Genomic DNA, 19,156 nt, shown 5'->3' with positions numbered 1-19,156 from the left:
GGGGGAGGCAAGCCATGGCAAAGGAATTCAAGGCAGTCCGCATCGATCGCGGGTCCGGTGGCTGGGGCGGCCCCCTGGTCATCAAGCCGACCGCAGAGAAGGACAAGATCGTTGCGGTGACCGGCGGCGGCATTCCACCGCTCGCGCAGAAGATCGCCGACATGACCGGCGCGACGGTGATCGACGGTTTCCGCTCGCCGCCGCCCGAGGGCGAGATCGCGGCGGTCGTGATCGATTGCGGTGGAACGGCGCGCTGTGGCGTCTATCCGCGCAAGCGCATTCCGACGGTCAATCTGACGCCGGTCGGACAGTCCGGGCCCTTGGCCCAATTCATCACGGAAGACATCTATGTCTCGGGCGTGAGGGAGAACAACGTCTCCTTCGCCGACGCCACGGACAGGCCGATTCCGGCGACCGCCGGCGTGCGAGATCTGTCGCCCTCGGTCGGCGCAGCCGCCGCCGATGCCCGCAAGGAAGGAGCGGCATCGCCCGCACAACCCGCCGGCGGCCTCGTCGGCCTCGTGACGGGCATCGGCCGGGTCATGGGCCGGGCTGTGGGCATCTTCTTCAATGCCGGGCGTCGGACGATCGATCAGGTGATCCGCAACGTGCTGCCGTTCATGGCCTTCGTGACCATGCTGATCGGCATTATTCTCTATACGGGGATCGGGGATCTGCTGGCCCAGCCCATGGGGCCGCTGGCCAATAATATCGTCGGCCTGGTCATTCTCTCCGCGATCTGCGGCTTGCCGTTTCTTTCCCCGATTCTCGGGCCTGGCGCCGTCATTGCTCAAGTGATCGGCGTCGCCATCGTCGGCCCACAGATCGCCAATGGCACGATTGCACCCGCGATGGCGCTACCCGCGCTCTTTGCCTACGACACGCAGGTCGGCTGCGACTTCGTGCCCGTGGGTTTGGCTCTTGGGGAAGCAAAGCCCAAGACGATCGAAATCGGCGTTCCCGCCGTCCTGATCAGCCGCCAGATCATGGGGCCGGTCTCCGTCATCATCGCTTACGGAGCGAGCTTCTTTCTGTAGGCGTATGACCCGATCGGGTTGAACGCCGGATGGGCCACCGTCATCCCCGGCCTTGTGCCCTAAATCGGGTGCTCCCGATTTCGGTGCAAAGGTGAGGAACTCGGGAACACCCGAGTTCCCTTGATCCCGATCGGAAAGGCGCAATGTCCTACCGATCGGGATGGCCGGGCCAAGCCCGGCCATGACGCCGGAGGTTCCTCAGTATCAAGTTGGCCGTGAAGTTCCTAACGCACAGAGATCCATGACAGTTTTTTACCGGACAAAGATCACCGAGGTCGGCCCTGAGGTTCCCGAACTCATCGAGGGCGGGATCCTCATCCTCTACGCGGAAGGTGCCCCGCCGGAGCTTGCCGAAGTCTCCGTGTTGCATCGCGTGGAGGAGGGGCCGACGGCGGATACGCCGCCGGTCGGCGCCCGGTTGCGCATCGGCGAAGTCTCGGTCCAGCTCACGGCTGTCGGGGAACTCGCCTGGAAGAAGGTCGCGGACATCGGTCATGTCGTGATCAATTTCGATAGGGCCGCAACCGCCGGAAGACCGGGCGAACTCTGCGCCTCCAAGACAGAGGCCGAGGCCCTCATCCGGGCGCTGGTCGCCGGCGCCGAGATCACCATCACCTCGGCCGCCTAGAAAAGGCGGCCATGCGTTCTTTTATAAATGGGGCGCGGCGGGTGCCGGCTGCTGTGCATCCTGGGAGTTGAACGATGCAGGTCGAACGGACCGTTTGCGTCAGAGTGCGGGACGGTCTCCACGCCCGGCCGGCGACGCAATTTGTCAAGTTAGCCAAGAACTTCCAGTCCGATATCGAGATCGTCCGCGACGGCCGGGGCGTCAATGCCAAGAGCTCGGTCAAGCTCATGCTGCTCGGCATCAAGGAGGACGACGAGATCACTCTGCGCGCCACCGGCGACGACGCGGCGATTGCGGTCTCCACGCTCACCCGCTTCATGGAAACCCCCGATGCCGGCGTTGATCTGGGAGGCACGGCGGCTGACGCCCAGCCCGCGCCACCATCCCCGGCCAAACCGCCGGCCGCCGGAGCCGTCGTCGGACACGGCGTCCCGGCGAGCGAAGGCGCGGCCCTCGGCGCGCCCTATCATTTCTTTCAGGAGGCGCTGAAAGCTGAGCCACGGCAGGTGCCGCCGGAACGGATCGAGGCGGAGATCCTCCGTTACGAGAGGGCTCTCGCGCAGACGGTTGCCGCCCTGCTCGACGAACGGGAGGGGGCGGACCTCAAGGCGGAAGACCTCCAGATCATCGATGCTCTCGTCGACGTGGCGCGCGATGCGGAACTCGTCGAGGGGGTCAAAAGACGGATCAGGAATGGCGAAGAGGCGGTATCCGCGACGCTCGCGACGGGCGAAGAGCTCGCCGGCAATTTCGCGGCCGTGGAGGACGCCTATATCCGCGCCCGCGCCGAGGACATCCGCGGGGTTACGCGCAACGTGGCGCTCACGCTTCTCGGGCGCAAGGAGGCCACGTTGGCGGAGGCACCCGACGGCGCGATCGTCGTTGCGGAGGAAATCAGCGCCTGGGATTTCGCGAAGGCGCCGATCGCCCGTATCGCCGGCATTCTCTGCACCAAGGGCTCCTCGACCTCGCATGTCGCCATCATGGCGCGCACCCATGGCTTGCCGGCCGTGCTCGGCTACCAGGGCTCCCTTGACGAGCTGCGTCGGGCGAAGACCGTCGCCATCGATGGCCATACCGGTGAGGTGGTGCTCGATCCCTCCGAGGCGGTCGCCGAGGATTTCCACGCGCGCATCCGCAAGGAGGCCAGCACGCGCGCGGAGCTTTCCTCCTATGCCGATCGCGAGCCGCGCACCCGCGACGGCCGGCTGATCGAGGTGGCGGCCAATCTGGGCTCGCTCAGCGAGATCGAGGCGGCGCTGAAGGCCGGCGCCATGGGCGTCGGGCTCTTCCGCACAGAGCTCCTCTTCATGGAGCGCAAGGTCCTGCCGAGCGAGGACGAACAGGCCGCCATCTATACGGAGCTCGCTCAAGCCTTCGCGCCGCGTCCGGTCATCGTCCGCACGCTCGACATCGGCGGCGACAAGCCCGTGGCTGGGATCGAGTTCCCCGAGGAGGAAAACCCCTTCCTCGGCTGGCGCGGTATCCGCATGTGCCTCGATCAGCCCGACATCTTCCGCCCGCAGCTCAAGGCGCTCCTGCGTGCGGCAACCGTCGGTAATGTCAAGGTCATGCTGCCGATGATCGCCGATGTCTCAGAGCTCAAGTCGACCAAGGCGCTTCTGGAGGAATGCCGGGCCGAGCTGCGCGAGCGCGGCATCCCCTTCGGCGCGATGGAGCTCGGCGTCATGATGGAAACGCCGGCCGCCGCGCTGCTCGCCGAAGATCTCGCAGCGGAGGCGGATTTCTTCTCCATCGGCACCAATGATCTGACCCAGTATATCATGGCCGCCGACCGGCTGAACCCACGGCTCGCCAAGCTCAACCGTGCCGATCATCCGGCCGTGATGAAGGCCGTCGCGCTGATCTGCCAGGCCGCCGAGAAGGCCGGCATCTGGGTCGGCGTCTGCGGCGAGGCGGCCGCGCGAGAAGACCTGATCCCGGAATTCATCCGGCTCGGCGTGACCGAGCTCAGCATGAGCCCGTCCTCCATCCCGCGCGCCAAGAAGCGGATCGTGGAGCTTTAGCGCAAGAGTTCCAGGTCATCCCGGGGCCGAGCGAAGCGAGGTGCCCGGGATCCAGAAACGATGTCGCTGTTCGGCTAGGACCCTCGCCGGTGACGGCGCGCCCACGAGCTCAATGACATTGTTTCTGGATCCCGGTCCCGGCCCTACGGGCCGTCCCGGGATGACCGGCGCCGAAGCGGCCCCACTAAAGACCCATATGCCGGCCGATGGCTGCCCAGTCCGCCTCCACATGCTGCGCGCCTGCGGCGAGAAGCACATCGGCATGGGGCGGCTCGAGGTGGCTGCCGCCGATATAGCCGATGGCCGTCATGCCGGCGGCGCGCGCGCCCTCGATGCCGAAGGGCGAGTCCTCGATGACGACGCAGCGCGCCGGCTCCACGCCCATGGACCGCGCCGCATGCAGGAAGAGGTCCGGCGCGGGCTTGCCGCGCGCCACCTCCTGCGAGCTGAAGAGATGGTCGCCGAAGTACGTCAGCAATCCCGTGACCTCCAAGCTCAAGCGGATGCGCGTCTTGTCCGACGAGGAAGCGACGCAGCGCCGGTGGGGCAGGCGGTCGAGGAAGGCGGCGATGCCGGGCGTCGGTTTTAATGTCTCGACGAAGAGGGCGCGCGTCGCCGGCCAGATCTCTTCCGCCGTCTCAGGGCTGATCGCAATCCCCGTCTGTTGCGCGAGTTTAGCGAGAATGTCGTCCCGCTTCATGCCCACGCATTGGGCGATCATCTCGGGCCTCACCGGAACGCCCTGGCGCTGCAGGACGGCGCACATGGCCTGGCTCGCGAGAATTTCGCTGTCCACCAGCACGCCGTCACAATCGAAAATGACGAGATCCGGACGAATGACGAGGGCTCTTTCCGGCTACAAGGAGGACTGCAGGGAGGGAACGCCGACGGCGGACAAAACAGCCGAAGCGGTTACTTCATCGGTGATGAAGACGGTCGGCTTCACCAGGCGGACGGCGCCGATGATCGCGTTGATCTTGTTCGGTCCGCCGGAGGTCAGAATGCGGTGCGGCGCCACGGCGAGACTCTCGACCGGGACCGCCATGACGCGCTCATTGATGGGATGCTGAACGAGCTGACCATCGATCCCGTAGAAATAGTAGAGGAGGTCGCCGACCGCCCCTTCCTTGATGAGTGACAACCGGTCCTGCTCGGAGAAATAGCCGAAGCGGTAGGCGGTCGCATCCGGGGTCATGCCGCCGACACTGAGCAGAACCGCGTCGAGGGAGCGGCCGACCTCGAAGATCTCCGACAATCCACAGCGGTCGATCAGCGCACGCTTCGTGTCGACGCTGTCGACAAGCGCGGGGGCGGGCAGCAAAAAGCACTCCGCCTGCAGGATTCGCGAAAACTGCCAGGCGAATTCGGTGGGGTTGTACTGTTTGGCCTTGGCGATGCCGCCGAGAAGCGACACCACCGACACATCGGGGATCTGGCGGTCACTGACGAAGGATAGAGACTGATGCAGGGTCTGCCCCCAGCCAACACCGATCTTCATGCCGGGCTGCAGGAAATCCGACACGAACTGCCCGGTGGCAGCGGCGATCGGCCGGGTCGGATCGGCCTCCTTCGAGGACAAGGGGGCAACAATCGCCTCGCCGATGCCGAAGGCCCTCTCCAGCGCCATTTCGAGCGCCGTCAGTTCGGAGACGGCACGGCTCAGGGAGATGCGCACTTCGTGATTGTTGCGCGCATCCGACAAGAGGCGCACGACGGTAACTCGCCCGATGCCGAGCGCATCGGCGATGGCGCTCTGCGTCATCTCCTCGACGTGATACATCCAGGCAGCCCGAAGCCGGAGCCGATCCGAGCGGCGTCCAACAGAAATGGGGACATTCTCGGCTTCGAGTGACGCGGCCGCAGGGGCCTTCCTTCGCGTCTTGTTCTGGCTCATGTCCGGTTTGTAACCTAGGCCTGATCGGCACACAATGATGCTGCCCCCATCCAGAACAATTTGCATCTCCGCTAGACAAAAGATCTTAAACGTTTTGCCAGTCGGAGCCCGCTTGAATTATGCTGCGGCGCCGGTCGAAGAACGCCGGGAATACGAATCACATTTGGGAGGGCAGGTGCCATGGACAGCATTCTCGCCGCTTTGAAGGCCGTCGTCGACACGCTCGGCGCAACGGTCCTGCTGCCGATCATCATCTTCATCATCGCCCTCGTTCTGGGTGCGCGCCCCGGCCGGGCCTTTCGCGCCGGCCTGACCATCGGCATCGCCTTCATCGGCATCAATCTGGTGCTCGGGCTCATGCTCACGACGCTCGGCGACGTGGCGCAGGCGATCGTCAAAAACACCGGCATGCAGCGGGATATCGTCGACGTGGGCTGGCCATCGGCCGCCGCCATCGCCTTCGGCTCTTCAGTCGGCCTCTGGGTCATTCCCATCGGCATCCTGGTGAACATCGCCCTCCTGTTCGCCGGGCTCACACGCACGCTCAATGTCGACGTCTGGAACTTCTGGCATTTCGCCTTCGTCGGCTCGCTGGTCGTCGCCGCGACCGGCAGCCTCGGCTACGGCCTCATGGCCGCTGCTCTCATGGCGGCGCTCGCGCTGGTGCTCGCCGATTGGACAGCCAAGGGCGTGCAGCGGTTCTACGAGGTGCCGGGCGTCTCCGTGCCGCATCTCGCCTCGGCGCAGATCGTGCCGATCGCCATCGGCCTCAACTGGGTGATGGACCGCATTCCCGGCATCAATTCCATTCAGATCGACACCGACACCGTGCAGAAGCGGCTCGGCGTCTTCGGCGAGCCGATCGTGCTCGGCCTCATCATCGGCCTCGTGCTCGGCTTCGCGGCCTATTACAACGCCGGCGATGCCGGCGCGGTGATCGCCCAAGCGCTCAAGGTCGGCATCAATCTCGCCGCCGTGATGCTTCTCCTGCCGCGCATGGTGAAGATCCTGATGGAGGGGCTCATCCCCGTCTCGGAGGCGGCACGCGACTTCGTGCAGAAGCGAGCGGGCGATCGCGAGATCAATGTCGGGCTCGATTCCGCGATCCTCATCGGCCATCCCGCGGCCATCGCGAGCTCGCTCGTGCTCGTGCCGATCGCCATTCTTCTGTCGATCATCCTGCCCGGCAACAGGATCATCCTCTTCGCCGACCTCGCCGTCATTCCCTTCGTCGTGGCCATGGCCGCGCCGATCGTCAACGGCAATGTCTTCCGCATGATCATCATCGGCACCGTCACGCTCATCGTCGGCTTCTATGTCGGCATGGCGCTGTCGCCGCTGATGACCTCCACGGCGCAGACGGCCGGCTTCCAGATGCCTGCCAACACGACGCAGATCACGAGCGTGGTGGACGGCTTCCTCTATCTTCCCTATCTCGTCATAGGGGTGATCTCGGCGCTCGGTATCGTCGGGGTCGGGATAGTGCTCCTGGTGGTGCTCGCGCTGTTGTTCGGCTTCCGGGCCGCGCCGAAGGCCTGGGAGCGCATCGCCGGCGCCGAGCCCCCGCAGCCGCCTGCCGCGGCGCGAACGATGCCTGCGGAGTAGCGCAATGGCTGTCGATTTCCGGTCGATCCTCATGCCCGAGGCCATGTGCCTCGGGGCCTCCGTGCGCTCGTCGGACGAGGTGATCATGCTCCTCGGCGACTGCCTCATTGCGCTCGACAAGGTGACGCCGGATTATCCCGCCGCGCTGATCGAACGCGAGCGCACCATGCCGACGGGGCTTCCGCTCGGCGCCATCAATGTCGCGGTGCCTCACGCCGAGCCGGCCTATGTGCGTGCGCCAGCTATCGCGCTCGCGACGCTGACCCAGCCCGTCCTCTTCGCCAGCATGGACGACCCGGACGTGACAATCCCGGTCAAGGTGGTGATCGCGCTCGCCTTGAACGACAAGAACGCGCAGATCGAAATGCTGCAAGCCGTGGCGGGCTTCATCCAGAACGCCGACGCCCTGGCGGCGCTTGCGGCAGCCCGGAGCCCGGATGAAGCCTTCGCCGCCCTTCCACACTGAATGCGAGAGTAACCGATGGCTCAGCCGAAAGTCGTTCTGGTCGCATGCGGGACCGCCGTCGCCACGTCGACCGTCGTGGCCCACGCCATCGAAGAAGCGATGGCCGAGCGCGGTGTTCCCGTCACCATCCGCCAATGCAAGGCCACGGAAGTCCGCAGTATGATCGACGACGTCGACCTGGTGGTCGCGACGACGCCGGTGCCCGGCGATCTCGGCAAGCCCGTCTTCAAAGGCCTGCCGTTCTTGACGGGCATCGGCAAAAGCCAACTCCTCGACGATATCGAAAAGGCGCTGCGCGCCTGAGATTGCAGCGGTGCTGGCTACGCCGCCGGAACGCTTGCGACAGGGGCCGCAAGTGCGCCGACCTTTTCGCCCATTGCCCGGCGCGTCAAGGCAGTGACCAGAATTGCCGCGACGACGGCAAGCCCGCCGCACAGCACCAGGGCTATTTTGAAGTCGCCCAGCATATTCACCAGATAGCCGGTGACGATCGGTCCGACGATGCCGAAGCTGATGCCGCCGAGCGTGAAAAAGGCATAGGCGCGGCCGACATCGCCGGCTGTGCGCAGCCGGTCGTTGACCAGCGCGAAATTCATGGACTGGGCGAAGGTGTTGCAGGTCAGCGAAATGGTCAGGACGACCATGGCGAAGCCGATGGACCCGACATAGGGCGTCGCCACGATCAAGGCTGAGGCCAGGCTGCCGAGCGCAACCGCATAGCGGCGCTTGCCCTGGTGAAGCGCCTCTGCGCTCAACACGCGGTCGGCAACGCCGCTCAGGACGACGCTGAGCACGGCACTGAGGCCGAAGGGCAGGGCGGTATAGGCACCGGTCTCGAGGACCGAGAGGTGATAGGACGACTGCAGGAAGATCGGCAACCAGGCCAGGAAGAAATACGACGTATAATTGATGCAGCCCTGGGTGAGCGCCAAGCCCCACATGGTCGGGGTGGTGGTGAGGAGCCCGCGGTAACCGATCGAGGGCGCGCTCTCCTGGGCCGTTGCGGCGTCCCGTTCATCGAGGATCTTGCGGCGCTCGGTCTCGGTGATCCAGCGGGCCTTTTCCGGCGGCTGATAAACGAAGAGCCAGACGACGACCCAGATCAGGCCGAGCGCGCCCGTGACGACAAAGGCAGAACGCCAGCCGTAATAGGTGATGAGCCATGCAACGAGCGGCGAGCCGAGCGCTGGCCCGGCATTGGTGCCGGCGTACCAGATGGCGGTGGCGAGGCCTCGCTCGCTGCGCGGCGTCCATTCCCGGATCGCCTTATGAGCGCATGGATTGGCAGCCGATTCGAAGAGGCCGAGGCCGAGCCGCGTGAGCAGGAGCGTGAATATGGAGGTCGCGGCCCCACCCAGCGCTTGGCAGAGCGACCAGAAAGTGGCGGCCAGCGCGCTCGTGCGGCGCGCGCCGAGTCTGTCGGTAACGGCGCCGGCCGGCAAGAGCACGAAAGCATAGAGCCACAGGTAGGAGGAGAAGAGATAACCCAGCGAGACTGGGCTCAAGCCCATTTCCTTGGCGACCGAGCTGCCTGCGACGGCCATGGTGACCCTGTCGAGCGAGTAAAAGCTCAGGAACAGGAACAGCAGGATATAGATCAAGAACCGCTTTTGGTCGCGCATGCTCGCCCGCCCTCCGAGAGTGTTCCGGCGTCGGGCGGAGCTAGAGGCCTTCGAGCTCGTAATCGTGGTCCATTAGGACGCGGCGCGTTTCAAACAGCCAGCGGCCATCCTGGCGGCGCAAATCGCAATCGTAATGACCGGGGCCGAGCAGTCGGCTCTGGCCGTCGCGGGTGAGATAGACCACGAGATAGCAGCGCGCCTTGGCGCGGTCGCCGTCCACCTCGCAGCGGATATTGGAGATCATGTGCCGGAGCTGCGCGCCGTTGGCGTGAAAGCGCGAGAAGCGGGTGGCAAATTCGCGCAGGCCGTCCCGGCCTTCACGCCGACCAATGGCCGGGCTTTCGAGCGCCCCGTCGGGGGTGAAGCAATCGATTATGCCTTCGGCGTCGCCGCCGTCGAGCGCCCACATGTAGCGGGCGAACAGGTCCTGAATGGCCAGGCGATCTTCCACCGACGGCGGGTGCATGCGCTTCCTCCCCTTTGGCCGGCCCCAACGCGAACCGACTATTTATAGGACTATCATTCGAGGGTTCGAGGTGGGAGTCAAGGCGTGCCCGCCGAGATCCGCGGCGAGTTCGGCGTCATCCGGACGGCCCGCCGGCTTCGTCCAGATTCGGCCCGGCGACGGGTTGCAAGGCCCCTGTCACCCGGTTGAACTCTATGGCCTTTGCGGCGTTCTCCTGGACACAGGCACGGAGGACGCATCATGGCTGAAGCCACCACCGATCACGCGACGATCCGCAAATGGGCGGAGAAGAAGGGCGGCAAGCCGGCCGCCGTCGACCGGACACACAAGGGCGGGGACGTCGGCATCATCCGCATCATGTTCCCCGACAATCCTCAGTCGGAGCACGAGAGCCTCGTCGAGATCTCCTGGGACGAGTTCTTCGAGCAGTTTGAGGAGAGCAAGCTTGCGCTGCTCTATGACGAGGACGGCCTGTTCAGCAAGATCGTCGGCCGCGATACCGTCGAACGGCGGGAGCAGGGCGACCAGAAGGCGGCCCGCTGAGCGGCCGGGAAATTCCGGAGAACGGCCGGGGGTGCAGAGCCCTCCGGCCTCCCGGTTGTGCAGCCGACGAGCAGGAGCTTCCGGCAAAAGGTTGACCGGGGCGCCGGCAACCCGTATCTCCTGGGCGCTTCGTGAGCGAGCGCGTAGCTCAGTCGGTAGAGCAACTGACTTTTAATCAGTAGGTCCTGGGTTCGAGCCCCAGCGCGCTCACCATGAAGATCAATGACTTAGACAATTTTCCCGACTTTTGGCGGCACAGAATGACCGCTTGGGGTAACAGAGGCGTTGCCAGGCCTTTCCCACCGTGATGAAGGGCGATCGAGGCCGATTTAGCCGCAACCCTGGCCTGGCCGGATGAGAGCAAGACGTCGAACGGCTCGGCGCCAAATGCTCCATGAACAAGTTATATTGGGACAGTGCTCCAGACGCATCCCATCCGCGCCAATAGCAGCCACTGGGCCGGCATTTCCGAAGCGGACGCTATCGGAGCGACGTCGTCCGGTAGCGGCGGACCACGCGAGACCCTCAAGCAGGTTCAGATCGTGTTCCCGGAGGTGGTGCAGGAGCGGTGGGATGAACACCGCGCTCTGCGGCAGAGCCGGATGGGTCAGGCGCCGCCTCGCTCGGCCGAGCGTGCGGAAATCCCTCGCCTGGAAGCGCTGGCGATCGCGGCGCCTCATCCAGGCGATCAATGCTCAGTCAACGCAGTCGGGGCTACGCGAGGGTCCGTGCCTCCGTAACCGGGCGGAACCTTTGCCCATGAATAGCCCGCCTCGCCAAGGTTGTAGCCATACTGGAACAATGCCTTCATGTATCGAGTATTGAATAGTTGCACACGCTTCATCTTGAACGTCCGCGGTATGCTGGCGAGGTTGAAATCGATGCCGTCGCGCCGGGCAAGACTGTAGATCCTGTAGAGGTCACCGATACCCTGCGTCTCGATCATTGTGGCCATGGCACGCCGGGCAATGCTGAGGATCTGCCGGTCTACGTCTACCCATTCGATGTCGAGTCGAGCATTACGGATGACATAAAGACGGCGCTCTCGCGTGATACCAAGGTCGTTCACACGCAGGCCTGGCGGGTAAACAATCACCTGCGTGGTTGCCCCGCCGTCCACATGCATTTCCTGGTACTGCTTCCCGCCCACTTCGACGTCGATCATCACCGGTGGAAATATGATGGGGATGGCCGCCGAGGCCAGCATCAGATTCTGAATAAGCTTCAACGCCCCCGGGTGACCACTCGCGGCGATCTTGCCTATGTTCCAGATCACCGGACGGCCCGCGTCGAGGTCGGTGGTGGCAACCAGCAGCAGCCGTCCCTTTTCATGTTCCCGGGCGATCGCCTGCAAAATCGCCGGGGTAATGAAGCGCGCAATGGTCTGGTGCAAAGGCTGGCTGGCTGCGATGGCATCATCGAACAGGGCCGAGAGGATCCAGCGTCGCTCCAGTACGTCCTTCGCCGAAATTTCCGTATAAATCTGCTGCAACTGGTCATCATATGCGGCACCAAGAAACGCGAATGGCGCGATCAAGGCGCCCGTGCTGATCCCGGTGACCACCTTAAAGGTTGGGCGCGTGCCGGCGGCCGTCCAGCCGACCAAGAGCCCGGCACCAAACGCTCCGTTGTCGCCACCGCCGGAAATGGCGAGATATTGGGCCGGCGGAAGCGGTCCCGCATGTCCCGTCGCAGTGGCATAATCTTGTTCCCGGCGGTAGGACGCGAGCCCTCCTGCCACCATCTGCGGCGTTACCTCATCGCCCCAGTAGCGGATATCACTGAGACCGAGGACCGTGATGTCGCCCTTTTCCGCCTGTGACACATGGTTCAGCCGAGGGAGTGGCTCGCATGCCGACAACTTTGCGACGGCGCCGAGGATCACGATCGATAGGATGATGCCGCCGGCCGTTCGCTTCATTGTCAGACCCCGGATTACGTCAGGTAATATCCAGCTTCTACTTACTAGAAGACAGAGCGTCCGATGTCAGCTGGACACCATAGAGTACGGTTCTTCTCTCTGAGCCGGGCTATGCCGCGATCTACGACGGTGGGTCCCGTGCGGGTGCGGCGCGGTTGGGCGGCGTGACGCTACAAATTGTGCGCGACTGGGTGCTGCGGTTCAACGCACGAGGCCCGGACGGGCTGCTCGACCGCAAGACTCCCGGCCCGACGCCGAGGCTCACTGCCGAGCAGCGCGGGGTGCTGGCGGCGCTGGTCGAGAGCGGCACGATCCCGGCGGTGCACGGCACGTGCGCTAGCGGTTGGCCGATTTGGTGCAATGGGTGTTCGAGGAGTTCCGGATCTCCCTCAGCCCGCAGACGATGAGCCGTGAGCTGCGGGCCATGGGCTATCGCAGGCTCTCCGCCCGCCCGCGTCATCATGCGTAGCATCCAGAGGCGATCCCGGCGTTCAAAAAAGCTTCCCCGCCCTCTTGGCAATGGCCCGGGCGCGGCTCGGCACTGGAACTCTGGTGGCAAGAGGAGGCGTGCATAGGCCAGAAGAACGGTATCATCCGACGTTGGGCCCGCCGCGGCCAAGGATCAGCGCAAAAGATGGCCTGACACCGTGCTCCGCGAGCACGTCGTAGATGTCGGAGAGGATCTCCATCGACTTGTCCCCGCCGCTCATGACGACGCCCTCCCGGCGACCTGCTGGCGCTCCCAGCGCTCGATATCAACCAATCGCCAAAATCTTTGGCGCCCCAAGTACTAGTCGGAGGGAAGGAGGGGTCGGTCTTGGCCCGTCGCCAAAGCCACATGCTGGAAACGCGATGGGTTCGAGCCCCAGCGCGCTCACCATAAGTAATGTCATTCTAAATGCCGACTCAGCGTAGCTAGGCGGTGGGGCAGGGCCGATCGACTCTGTGTCCGCATGTCGGTAATGCCTATCTCCTGCCTCGGTATGATCGAAGGCCGGCTGCGGCATGACCCCGACCGCTTGCCTGATGACGAGGCGGGGCCAGCTCGCGCGCAGCCCTGTCCCGAAGACGCAGCCCGCACAATCCGAGCTTGCATTTTTGGCATAAAGCGCTCATATGCCCTGTACGTTCGAGCTTTCTGCCTGACTTGCTGTCCGCCCCCGTTTAGGGCTTTCCTCAAGACAACGCTGAATTCGGATTAGGCGCCGCGCGACGATCGCGCGGTACAATCGCGTTCGCGCGTCTACGAGGAGGCCAAGATGGCTGTCGGTACGGTAAAGTTCTACAATGCCCAAAAGGGTTTCGGTTTCATCGTGCAGGACAATGGCGGTCCGGACGTTTTTGTCCACGCCTCCGCGCTTGAGGCTGCCGGAATGCCGGGACTGGTCGAAGGGCAGAAGCTGAGCTTCGACATTCAAGCTGATCGGCGATCCGGTAAGTCGGCCGCTGCAAATCTTCAGGCAGCGTAACTGATCGCTGATATGGTCGAAGAGCCCGGCTCGCGCCGGGCTTTTTCATTCGAGGACGCGACATGGCACGCAAGCCTGGAACCCGCGCTGAATTTGTTCTGTTCGACGTTTTCTACGAGGATGGTTCGCAGCGTTCGAACCGCCGCGTTCCCAGCTCGGTGCTCGGCGGTCTCGACGGCGATGAACCTGCTCGTGCGGTGGTCGAGGCGCAGGACCAGGACATCGCCGAAAAGTCCGGCATGCCCGCGATCCCCATAAAGTCGCTACGCCGCGCTACGAAGTAGCCGTCGCGCACACAAGAAAGGCCCAGATGACGAGACGCCCAAATTACAATCAGCAACGCGCCGAGCGCGACCGCGCTGCCCGAGCCAAATCGGCGGAGAAAATGAACGCTCTGCGGGACCGCGCCGAGCAGCGCAAGTCCGGCCGGGAGGCAGAGGCATCCGATACGCTCGGCGAGAGCGGGCCGGTGGCCGACGGACCTGCGACGAAAGCGTCCAGTGACTGATTATGTGCAGACTGCCAAGCTCCGGGCAGAAGCCAGTTTTCCGGAAGCATAGCGTCGAACGGCCGCCAAGGAGAAGGTCATGCTGGAGTACCAGAGAGACGTTCAGGCGTGCGCGACAGGACGGCTCGGCTTCGAGCCCTCGAGCTCCCAAAGGAACTGGCCGGATGTTCCGGGACGTCAGCTCCTTCCAGGCCCACGCGACGGCGTCACGACCCGACGACGCCCAGACGCGCTTCGCCGGGTGATCGACCACTCTACCATTCCGATTAGAATTGGGACATCATGAAACCAGTGGACAGCTTCGCCGACCGCAGGAAAACCGCGGCCGCCGCCAAGGCCCGCCTCATCGACAATCTCAAGAAGCGCCCGGCGCCGGATGATCCGGCGGTTCTCGCCAAGGCTGCCACGCGCCAGGCTATCGCAGCGGCACGTGCAGAGCGCAAGAATCTTCGCGAGCTGGAAGAGAAGGCTCAACGCGAAGCCGCGGCGGAATCGGCAGCTGCGCAAGAGCGCGCACATCTGGAAGAGCAGGCTGCCCTCGAAGCCGCCGCACAGGCCGAAGTGCGAGAGCGCCAGCAGCTCGAGCGGGAGCGGGTCGTACGTGTCATCGCGGACGAGGCGGAACGTAAAGCCCGACGCGACCTGCGTTATGCCGCCCGGAAGCAGCGCGCAGCGCGTTGAGATAGGATCGGGCGGCCGGTCCGCTGCCCATGCTCGGAGCCCGTTTCGGCCGCGGAGCTGAAGGGTGCGCCGGCTTGCCGCCGCGGCGCGGAAGCGGCCGGGGCTCTCGGGGCCTCTGTTTGGCGCTGGCCAGGGGATGTTTCAAAGGGGCCGATTAGGGCGCCGGCTCAGCGTCGGGGCGTGGAACCGATCAGCCAGCGTGGCTAGGCCATTGCAGACTCGATAGAGTCTCATCGATAACACTTCGCCGCATCAGACGATTTTCCCAGTGCGGTGAACTATTCGCCCTTGACTGCGGTCGATAGCGTCTCGAACGAGCCCGGATAGTAAGCTACGTTGTGCCAAGGACGCTTACTCAGCGCGTCGGCGAGAGCTCGTGCTTGCGCGGCATCACGACCGAATAAGACAATGCGTGTGTTGAAGTCGTCGAGCGGCATCGGCTTGCCCCTCACAGTGGCGGCCGCGGCAAGAGGAAGGTTGCGAGCTCGTGGAAGACTTTCTTCAGCGAACTCTTCTGCTGACCTGGCGTCGAAAAACACTGCCGTGTGATCGTTCTTGAAAACTCTCACGACCCCTTCGAGTTCAACTTCCGTCGGGCCGCCGAGCGCGCGCCAGATCGGCATACCGAGCTGATATCTGCGGACATTGATGAATCCAGCATCGAGCAGTTGCTCGCTCATTCGCCGGCTGGCCTGGCAAAACGGTCCATTGCAATAGAGCACCAGTGCCTTGCTCTTGTCGCCGTCAACTAGCTGCTCGACCGCGGCCATCGCTTCTTCGGGTGAGCCCTTTAGATTGCGGGCACCGGGAATGTGTCCGTTCACGAATTCGTCGTGCGGTCGCGTATCCAGGATGATGGCGCTGCCATCTGACACGATCCGCCGCATCTGCTCGGTGCTGACTTCCTGCGTCTTCTGGTCAGGTTCGCCGATGATGGCCTGATAGATATTGATCTCTTGTGCGTATGCATCACCTGCGAACAACGTCATGGCCATGACGGCAATCCGCGAGAGGGTTTTAAAGCTGTGCTCTCCCATGGCTACCTCGTCGATGCGCTTCCCTCGAGCTCGCCGCGCTGTTCGCGCGGCTTGATCGCTCTGACACCGCAGCAGGATTACAGCCGCCTGGCGAAGTGTCGTAGCAGGTCGAATTGATCTCACCTGCGGAGCGCTGGCGCATCGGACGTTCGTTCTATATTCTTGGCGTTGGAGGCGTTGAAGAGTTCAGTCAGCTCAGGCGGGTGCCCGATGGCACGTGCAGACGCGATTCTGGCGGCAGTGCAGCACATCCATGAGGCGCCGCTTACAACGGACGGCTGGACGCGCGCGTTGCCGTCGATCGCCCGCGCCTTGTGTAGCGAGCACGGCATTCTGCTTGTTCAGAATGCTGGCCGGAAAATCGCGCATGCCGTGAGCTTCGAGATGACTTCGGAGCAGACAACCGCCTTCGCCGGCGTGGCGGCCAGCGGGTCCAAGCTCTGGGAGATCATCCGAGCGCTACCGGCCGAAAGCCCGACGCCCACGTCAGCACTCTCGCCCGACCGCGAATACGCCCGGACACGCTTCTACAACGAGGGAGTAAGGCCCTTGGGGGCCTTTCACGGTCTGGTGCTATCGCCGCTCAGCACGCCGCAGCGGTTGATTCACCTCTCGACCGGCCGCCGTTTAGGCCGTGAGGATTACAATGCCGAGGACGTCGCGGCAATGCGGATCCTGGTGCCGCATCTTGTGAATGCGCTGCACGTAGCCCAGCGGTTGGCCGTCGCCGATCTGCATACGGCGGGAGCGGAGGATGCCCTCGATCTGCTGGAGACTGGCGTCATTCTTGTCGACCCCGTGGCTCGAATTCTATTCGCGAACCGGACCGCCACGGCAATCATCGACGGCAATGACGGCCTAACGGCCGATCGGGACGGCATCCGCGCTTGCTGCAGCCAAAATGCAACCCGGCTGCTACGCCGTCTGATCGCGAGCTGCGCGTGCATGACGCTGTCCGACCGCGGTCCCGGCGGGAGGATGGAGGTTCCACGCCGGGATGGGCGCGGCGTCTTACGCGTCGTGGTCGCGCCATTTCGAGCGGAGGAGGCACAGATTGCTACTGCCTGGCTCGGCGCCGCCCGGCCGGCGGCAATTCTGATGATCGCCAATCCCCAAAAGCAAGAGCTCATGCGAAAGGAGGATTTGCGCCATCGGTACGGTCTCACTCCGGCGGAAGCCGACGTAGCGCTTGAGATTGCCAAAGGTGACGGCCGAGAGGCAGTCGGAGCTCGGCTCGGTATCACCGCCAACACCGTCAGAGCGCATCTCAGCCAAATATTCGGGAAAACCGGCCTACGGAGGCAGGCTGAACTTGTTCGGCTTTTGATGCGGGGCTAGGCCTTGGCGCACCCAAACGATACCACTCGGCACAGTACGCCTCGCGGCCGGGCAGCAGCGGCCGCGCCATTTCCCAAATCGGTCACGTCATAATCCAAGTCGGCCAGATCATGACGGCTCATGTTGAGTCTAATCAAAATACGGCGCCATGAACGCCGCAATCGGCAAACGCGCCAAAGTCGGTCATACGTGTGGCGTGGACGCTGACCTCTGACAAACCGTAGAGCCGTAGGATGAACTTCGTAGGGATACATTTCAGCCAGTCGTCGGGGCGTTGATCGCCAGTTGCGCGGCGAAAGCTCGACGATAGGCCGGTCGGGCTTCGCCGCGAGCGACATAAGCGGCCAGGTTCGGATATTCGTCCAGGATGCCCGACATTCTCAATCGGAGCAGCACCGACACCATCAACAGGTCACCTGCGCTGAACGCGCCGTCCAGCCAATCGGCATCGCCCAGCCGAGTGGACAGCTGTTTCAGCTGCGCGCGGATGCGCTCAGCGACCAACGGCAGGCGCTCCTGGCTCCAGGATCTGTTGCCCTCGACTATTCTGGCGGTGACCAGGTCGAGGATTGGCGGCTCTACCGTGTTGAGGGCGGCAAACATCCACGTGATAGCGCGCGCCCGGGCGTTCGCATCTTCGGGCAGCAAGCCCGCATGCTGCTCCGCGATGTGGAAGACGATCGCGCCTGTCTCGAACAGGGTAAGATCGCCCTCCTCATAGGTGGGAATCTGTCCGAAAGGATGGAGAGCGAGATGCGCGGGCTTCTTCATCTCGGCGAAAGAAACCAGGCGAACTTTGTAAGGTTGGCCGGTTTCTTCGAGCGCCCAGCGCGCACGCGTATCGCGCGCCAGTCCCTTGCCGCCATCAGGCGACCGTTCAAAGGCGGTAATGGTGCTGCTCATTGCGTCAATCTCCTTGCTTGATCCATCGGCATTGGGATCACAGGTGATGACGAATGAGATTGCCGGAACCCGACATATTCTTGGGAATATGCCGGTCAAGCAGCGTCTATATACATCGTTGATATCATGCAAAATCATTTCTAAACGTCGACGGCAGCTCGGGCTCTTCCGCCGATCTCGACACCTATTATGCCGCGCTCTATGGCGGCGGCTAGTAAGGACCGCTCGGGGTGCGGTTTAGGCGCGGTCTATAGCTGGCATGAGCTAGGTTTGAATGAAGAAAGCGAATAGGAGAGTTGGCGTAGGGGCGCCGGCTGTCGGTGCTCTGCACTGGGCGCGTTCAACGTCAGTAGGAAGGAACCTCACATGAAATCCGTCATCGCACTGCTCGGCCTGACGCTACTCGGCACGCCCGCCGTTGCCCAAGAGGTTCCCTCGATCATCGGCACTTGGAAGGGGGCGAGCGACGGGCTGAGCGCGAAAGACGGCTGGATCACAGGCCCCGTCACGCTGGTGGTGGCCGAGCAACGCGGGCGGTCATTCAAGGCGAGGATCACCTATGCCTCGCCCAAGGGCGGTGACCAGACTGACAACATCGTCGGGACCTTCGCCCCTGACGGCAAATCGATATATTTGGCGGCTGATGATGGGATCCACATCGCGGAACTCAACGGCACGACGCTGGACGCCTGCTATCTCGAGGCCGGCGACAATGACGGCCTCGCTGTTTGCGCGAGGCTCCAGAAGCAGCCCTGAACTCGCTCAGGACATGCGGAACTTCACCGCTGGCGAATTGGTATGCCGCGGCTCGTGGATTCACGCGCGACGACAGGTGCGTTGGATTGCCCGCATGTGCGGCCGGGTCAGCCAGACCGGTCGCGCGTTGCCGGGCCCGCCGGCCTTTCGCAGTCCGACTGGCGATCGCGCCTACTCACACGACAGCTTCTTTCGATCGCTCGCGTGCACCTGAGGGCGGGCCTTCGGGATTGTCTAAGGCGCGAGAGCGGCACC

At 63.8% G+C, this 19,156-nt stretch carries 22 protein-coding genes and 1 tRNA gene; 16 read left to right on the top strand and 7 right to left on the bottom strand.

From position 1 onward, the window contains the following. The first annotated feature begins 14 nt into the window (after positions 1 to 14). The 3 genes from ACFQU1_RS24900 to ptsP all read left to right on the top strand — a co-directional run bounded on the left by ACFQU1_RS24900 (position 15) and on the right by ptsP (position 3,692). Positions 15 to 1,037: a PTS glucitol/sorbitol transporter subunit IIB gene (locus ACFQU1_RS24900; protein ID WP_378137863.1), complete on the top strand. Its 1,023-nt coding sequence runs from the start codon at positions 15 to 17 to the stop codon at positions 1,035 to 1,037. 241 nt (positions 1,038 to 1,278) lie between these two features. Further along, on the top strand, positions 1,279 to 1,665 hold the full coding sequence (locus ACFQU1_RS24895; RefSeq protein WP_378137861.1) for a PTS glucitol/sorbitol transporter subunit IIA: 387 nt from the start codon (positions 1,279 to 1,281) through the stop codon (positions 1,663 to 1,665). Positions 1,666 to 1,739: 74 nt separating this feature from the next. Beyond that, a complete protein-coding gene (gene ptsP, locus ACFQU1_RS24890; protein WP_378137859.1) occupies positions 1,740 to 3,692 on the top strand; it encodes a phosphoenolpyruvate--protein phosphotransferase in 1,953 nt (650 codons plus the stop codon). Between the two features lie 184 nt (positions 3,693 to 3,876). On the opposite strand, the gene ACFQU1_RS24885 is transcribed toward ptsP, so the two are convergent. After that, positions 3,877 to 4,530: an HAD family hydrolase gene (locus ACFQU1_RS24885; protein WP_378138366.1), complete on the bottom strand. Its 654-nt coding sequence runs from the start codon at positions 4,528 to 4,530 to the stop codon at positions 3,877 to 3,879. An 18-nt stretch (positions 4,531 to 4,548) separates the two neighbouring features. After that, positions 4,549 to 5,472: a sugar-binding transcriptional regulator gene (locus ACFQU1_RS24880; RefSeq protein ID WP_378137857.1), complete on the bottom strand. Its 924-nt coding sequence runs from the start codon at positions 5,470 to 5,472 to the stop codon at positions 4,549 to 4,551. 294 nt (positions 5,473 to 5,766) lie between these two features. Here ACFQU1_RS24880 and ACFQU1_RS24875 point away from each other — a divergent pair, with 294 nt between their 5' ends. Genes ACFQU1_RS24875 through ACFQU1_RS24865 form a run of 3 tightly spaced genes read left to right on the top strand, consistent with a single transcriptional unit; the run spans position 5,767 to position 7,960 of the window. Further along, the gene (locus ACFQU1_RS24875; RefSeq protein ID WP_378137855.1) at positions 5,767 to 7,191 is read left to right on the top strand and encodes a PTS galactitol transporter subunit IIC; all 1,425 of its coding nucleotides are present in this window, start codon (positions 5,767 to 5,769) and stop codon (positions 7,189 to 7,191) included. 4 nt (positions 7,192 to 7,195) lie between these two features. Further along, positions 7,196 to 7,657 (top strand): PTS sugar transporter subunit IIA, encoded by a 462-nt coding sequence (locus ACFQU1_RS24870; RefSeq protein WP_378137853.1) that lies wholly within the window; start codon positions 7,196 to 7,198, stop codon positions 7,655 to 7,657. Positions 7,658 to 7,672: 15 nt separating this feature from the next. Beyond that, positions 7,673 to 7,960 (top strand): PTS sugar transporter subunit IIB, encoded by a 288-nt coding sequence (locus ACFQU1_RS24865; RefSeq protein WP_378137851.1) that lies wholly within the window; start codon positions 7,673 to 7,675, stop codon positions 7,958 to 7,960. A gap of 17 nt (positions 7,961 to 7,977) precedes the next feature. On the opposite strand, the gene ACFQU1_RS24860 is transcribed toward ACFQU1_RS24865, so the two are convergent. Next, positions 7,978 to 9,279, bottom strand: a complete 1,302-nt coding sequence (locus ACFQU1_RS24860; RefSeq protein WP_378137848.1) for an MFS transporter — start codon at positions 9,277 to 9,279, stop codon at positions 7,978 to 7,980. Between the two features lie 40 nt (positions 9,280 to 9,319). Further along, on the bottom strand, positions 9,320 to 9,745 hold the full coding sequence (locus ACFQU1_RS24855; protein WP_378137846.1) for a nuclear transport factor 2 family protein: 426 nt from the start codon (positions 9,743 to 9,745) through the stop codon (positions 9,320 to 9,322). A gap of 240 nt (positions 9,746 to 9,985) precedes the next feature. On the opposite strand from ACFQU1_RS24855, the gene ACFQU1_RS24850 reads away from it, so the two are divergent. Both ACFQU1_RS24850 and ACFQU1_RS24845 read left to right on the top strand, forming a co-directional pair. Continuing rightward, the gene (locus ACFQU1_RS24850; protein WP_378137844.1) at positions 9,986 to 10,288 is read left to right on the top strand and encodes a hypothetical protein; all 303 of its coding nucleotides are present in this window, start codon (positions 9,986 to 9,988) and stop codon (positions 10,286 to 10,288) included. Between the two features lie 137 nt (positions 10,289 to 10,425). Next, a tRNA-Lys gene (locus ACFQU1_RS24845) sits at positions 10,426 to 10,501 on the top strand. 475 nt (positions 10,502 to 10,976) lie between these two features. Here ACFQU1_RS24845 and ACFQU1_RS24840 read toward each other — a convergent pair. Continuing rightward, positions 10,977 to 12,209, bottom strand: a complete 1,233-nt coding sequence (locus ACFQU1_RS24840; RefSeq protein ID WP_378137842.1) for a patatin-like phospholipase family protein — start codon at positions 12,207 to 12,209, stop codon at positions 10,977 to 10,979. A 119-nt stretch (positions 12,210 to 12,328) separates the two neighbouring features. On the opposite strand from ACFQU1_RS24840, the gene ACFQU1_RS24835 reads away from it, so the two are divergent. The 6 genes from ACFQU1_RS24835 to ACFQU1_RS24810 all read left to right on the top strand — a co-directional run bounded on the left by ACFQU1_RS24835 (position 12,329) and on the right by ACFQU1_RS24810 (position 14,867). Continuing rightward, entirely contained in the window at positions 12,329 to 12,616 is a 288-nt protein-coding gene (locus tag ACFQU1_RS24835; protein WP_378138364.1) for a transposase, read from the top strand. After that, positions 12,562 to 12,678, top strand: coding sequence for a winged helix-turn-helix domain-containing protein (locus tag ACFQU1_RS24830; RefSeq protein WP_378138362.1), 117 nt, complete (start codon positions 12,562 to 12,564; stop codon positions 12,676 to 12,678). Before ACFQU1_RS24835 ends, ACFQU1_RS24830 begins: the two co-directional genes overlap by 55 nt. A 790-nt stretch (positions 12,679 to 13,468) precedes the next feature. After that, complete coding sequence (locus ACFQU1_RS24825) at positions 13,469 to 13,678, top strand: cold-shock protein (RefSeq protein ID WP_378137840.1); 210 nt, start codon at positions 13,469 to 13,471, stop codon at positions 13,676 to 13,678. Between the two features lie 62 nt (positions 13,679 to 13,740). Next, positions 13,741 to 13,962 carry a hypothetical protein gene (locus tag ACFQU1_RS24820; RefSeq protein ID WP_378137838.1) on the top strand — a complete coding sequence of 74 codons (222 nt, stop codon included), beginning with the start codon at positions 13,741 to 13,743 and terminating at the stop codon, positions 13,960 to 13,962. A 26-nt stretch (positions 13,963 to 13,988) separates the two neighbouring features. Then, the gene (locus ACFQU1_RS24815; protein WP_378137836.1) at positions 13,989 to 14,186 is read left to right on the top strand and encodes a hypothetical protein; all 198 of its coding nucleotides are present in this window, start codon (positions 13,989 to 13,991) and stop codon (positions 14,184 to 14,186) included. Between the two features lie 282 nt (positions 14,187 to 14,468). After that, positions 14,469 to 14,867 carry a DUF6481 family protein gene (locus tag ACFQU1_RS24810; protein ID WP_378137834.1) on the top strand — a complete coding sequence of 133 codons (399 nt, stop codon included), beginning with the start codon at positions 14,469 to 14,471 and terminating at the stop codon, positions 14,865 to 14,867. A gap of 278 nt (positions 14,868 to 15,145) precedes the next feature. On the opposite strand, the gene ACFQU1_RS24805 is transcribed toward ACFQU1_RS24810, so the two are convergent. After that, positions 15,146 to 15,904, bottom strand: a complete 759-nt coding sequence (locus tag ACFQU1_RS24805) for a rhodanese-like domain-containing protein (RefSeq protein WP_378137832.1) — start codon at positions 15,902 to 15,904, stop codon at positions 15,146 to 15,148. Between the two features lie 210 nt (positions 15,905 to 16,114). Here ACFQU1_RS24805 and ACFQU1_RS24800 point away from each other — a divergent pair, with 210 nt between their 5' ends. Then, complete coding sequence (locus ACFQU1_RS24800; protein ID WP_378137830.1) at positions 16,115 to 17,242, top strand: helix-turn-helix transcriptional regulator; 1,128 nt, start codon at positions 16,115 to 16,117, stop codon at positions 17,240 to 17,242. 255 nt (positions 17,243 to 17,497) lie between these two features. Here the strand turns inward: ACFQU1_RS24800 and ACFQU1_RS24795 are convergent, their stop codons facing one another. Then, on the bottom strand, positions 17,498 to 18,145 hold the full coding sequence (locus tag ACFQU1_RS24795) for a glutathione S-transferase family protein (protein WP_378137829.1): 648 nt from the start codon (positions 18,143 to 18,145) through the stop codon (positions 17,498 to 17,500). 366 nt (positions 18,146 to 18,511) lie between these two features. On the opposite strand from ACFQU1_RS24795, the gene ACFQU1_RS24790 reads away from it, so the two are divergent. Further along, the gene (locus ACFQU1_RS24790; RefSeq protein WP_378137827.1) at positions 18,512 to 18,901 is read left to right on the top strand and encodes a hypothetical protein; all 390 of its coding nucleotides are present in this window, start codon (positions 18,512 to 18,514) and stop codon (positions 18,899 to 18,901) included. Positions 18,902 to 19,156: the final 255 nt, after the last annotated feature.

The sequence above is a fragment of the Chelatococcus sp. GCM10030263 genome (assembly GCF_042666455.1).
GTDB lineage: Bacteria > Pseudomonadota > Alphaproteobacteria > Rhizobiales > Beijerinckiaceae > Chelatococcus.
The sequence above is the reverse complement of the archived record's forward strand: the minus strand, read 5'-3'. Positions and strand labels throughout refer to the sequence as shown.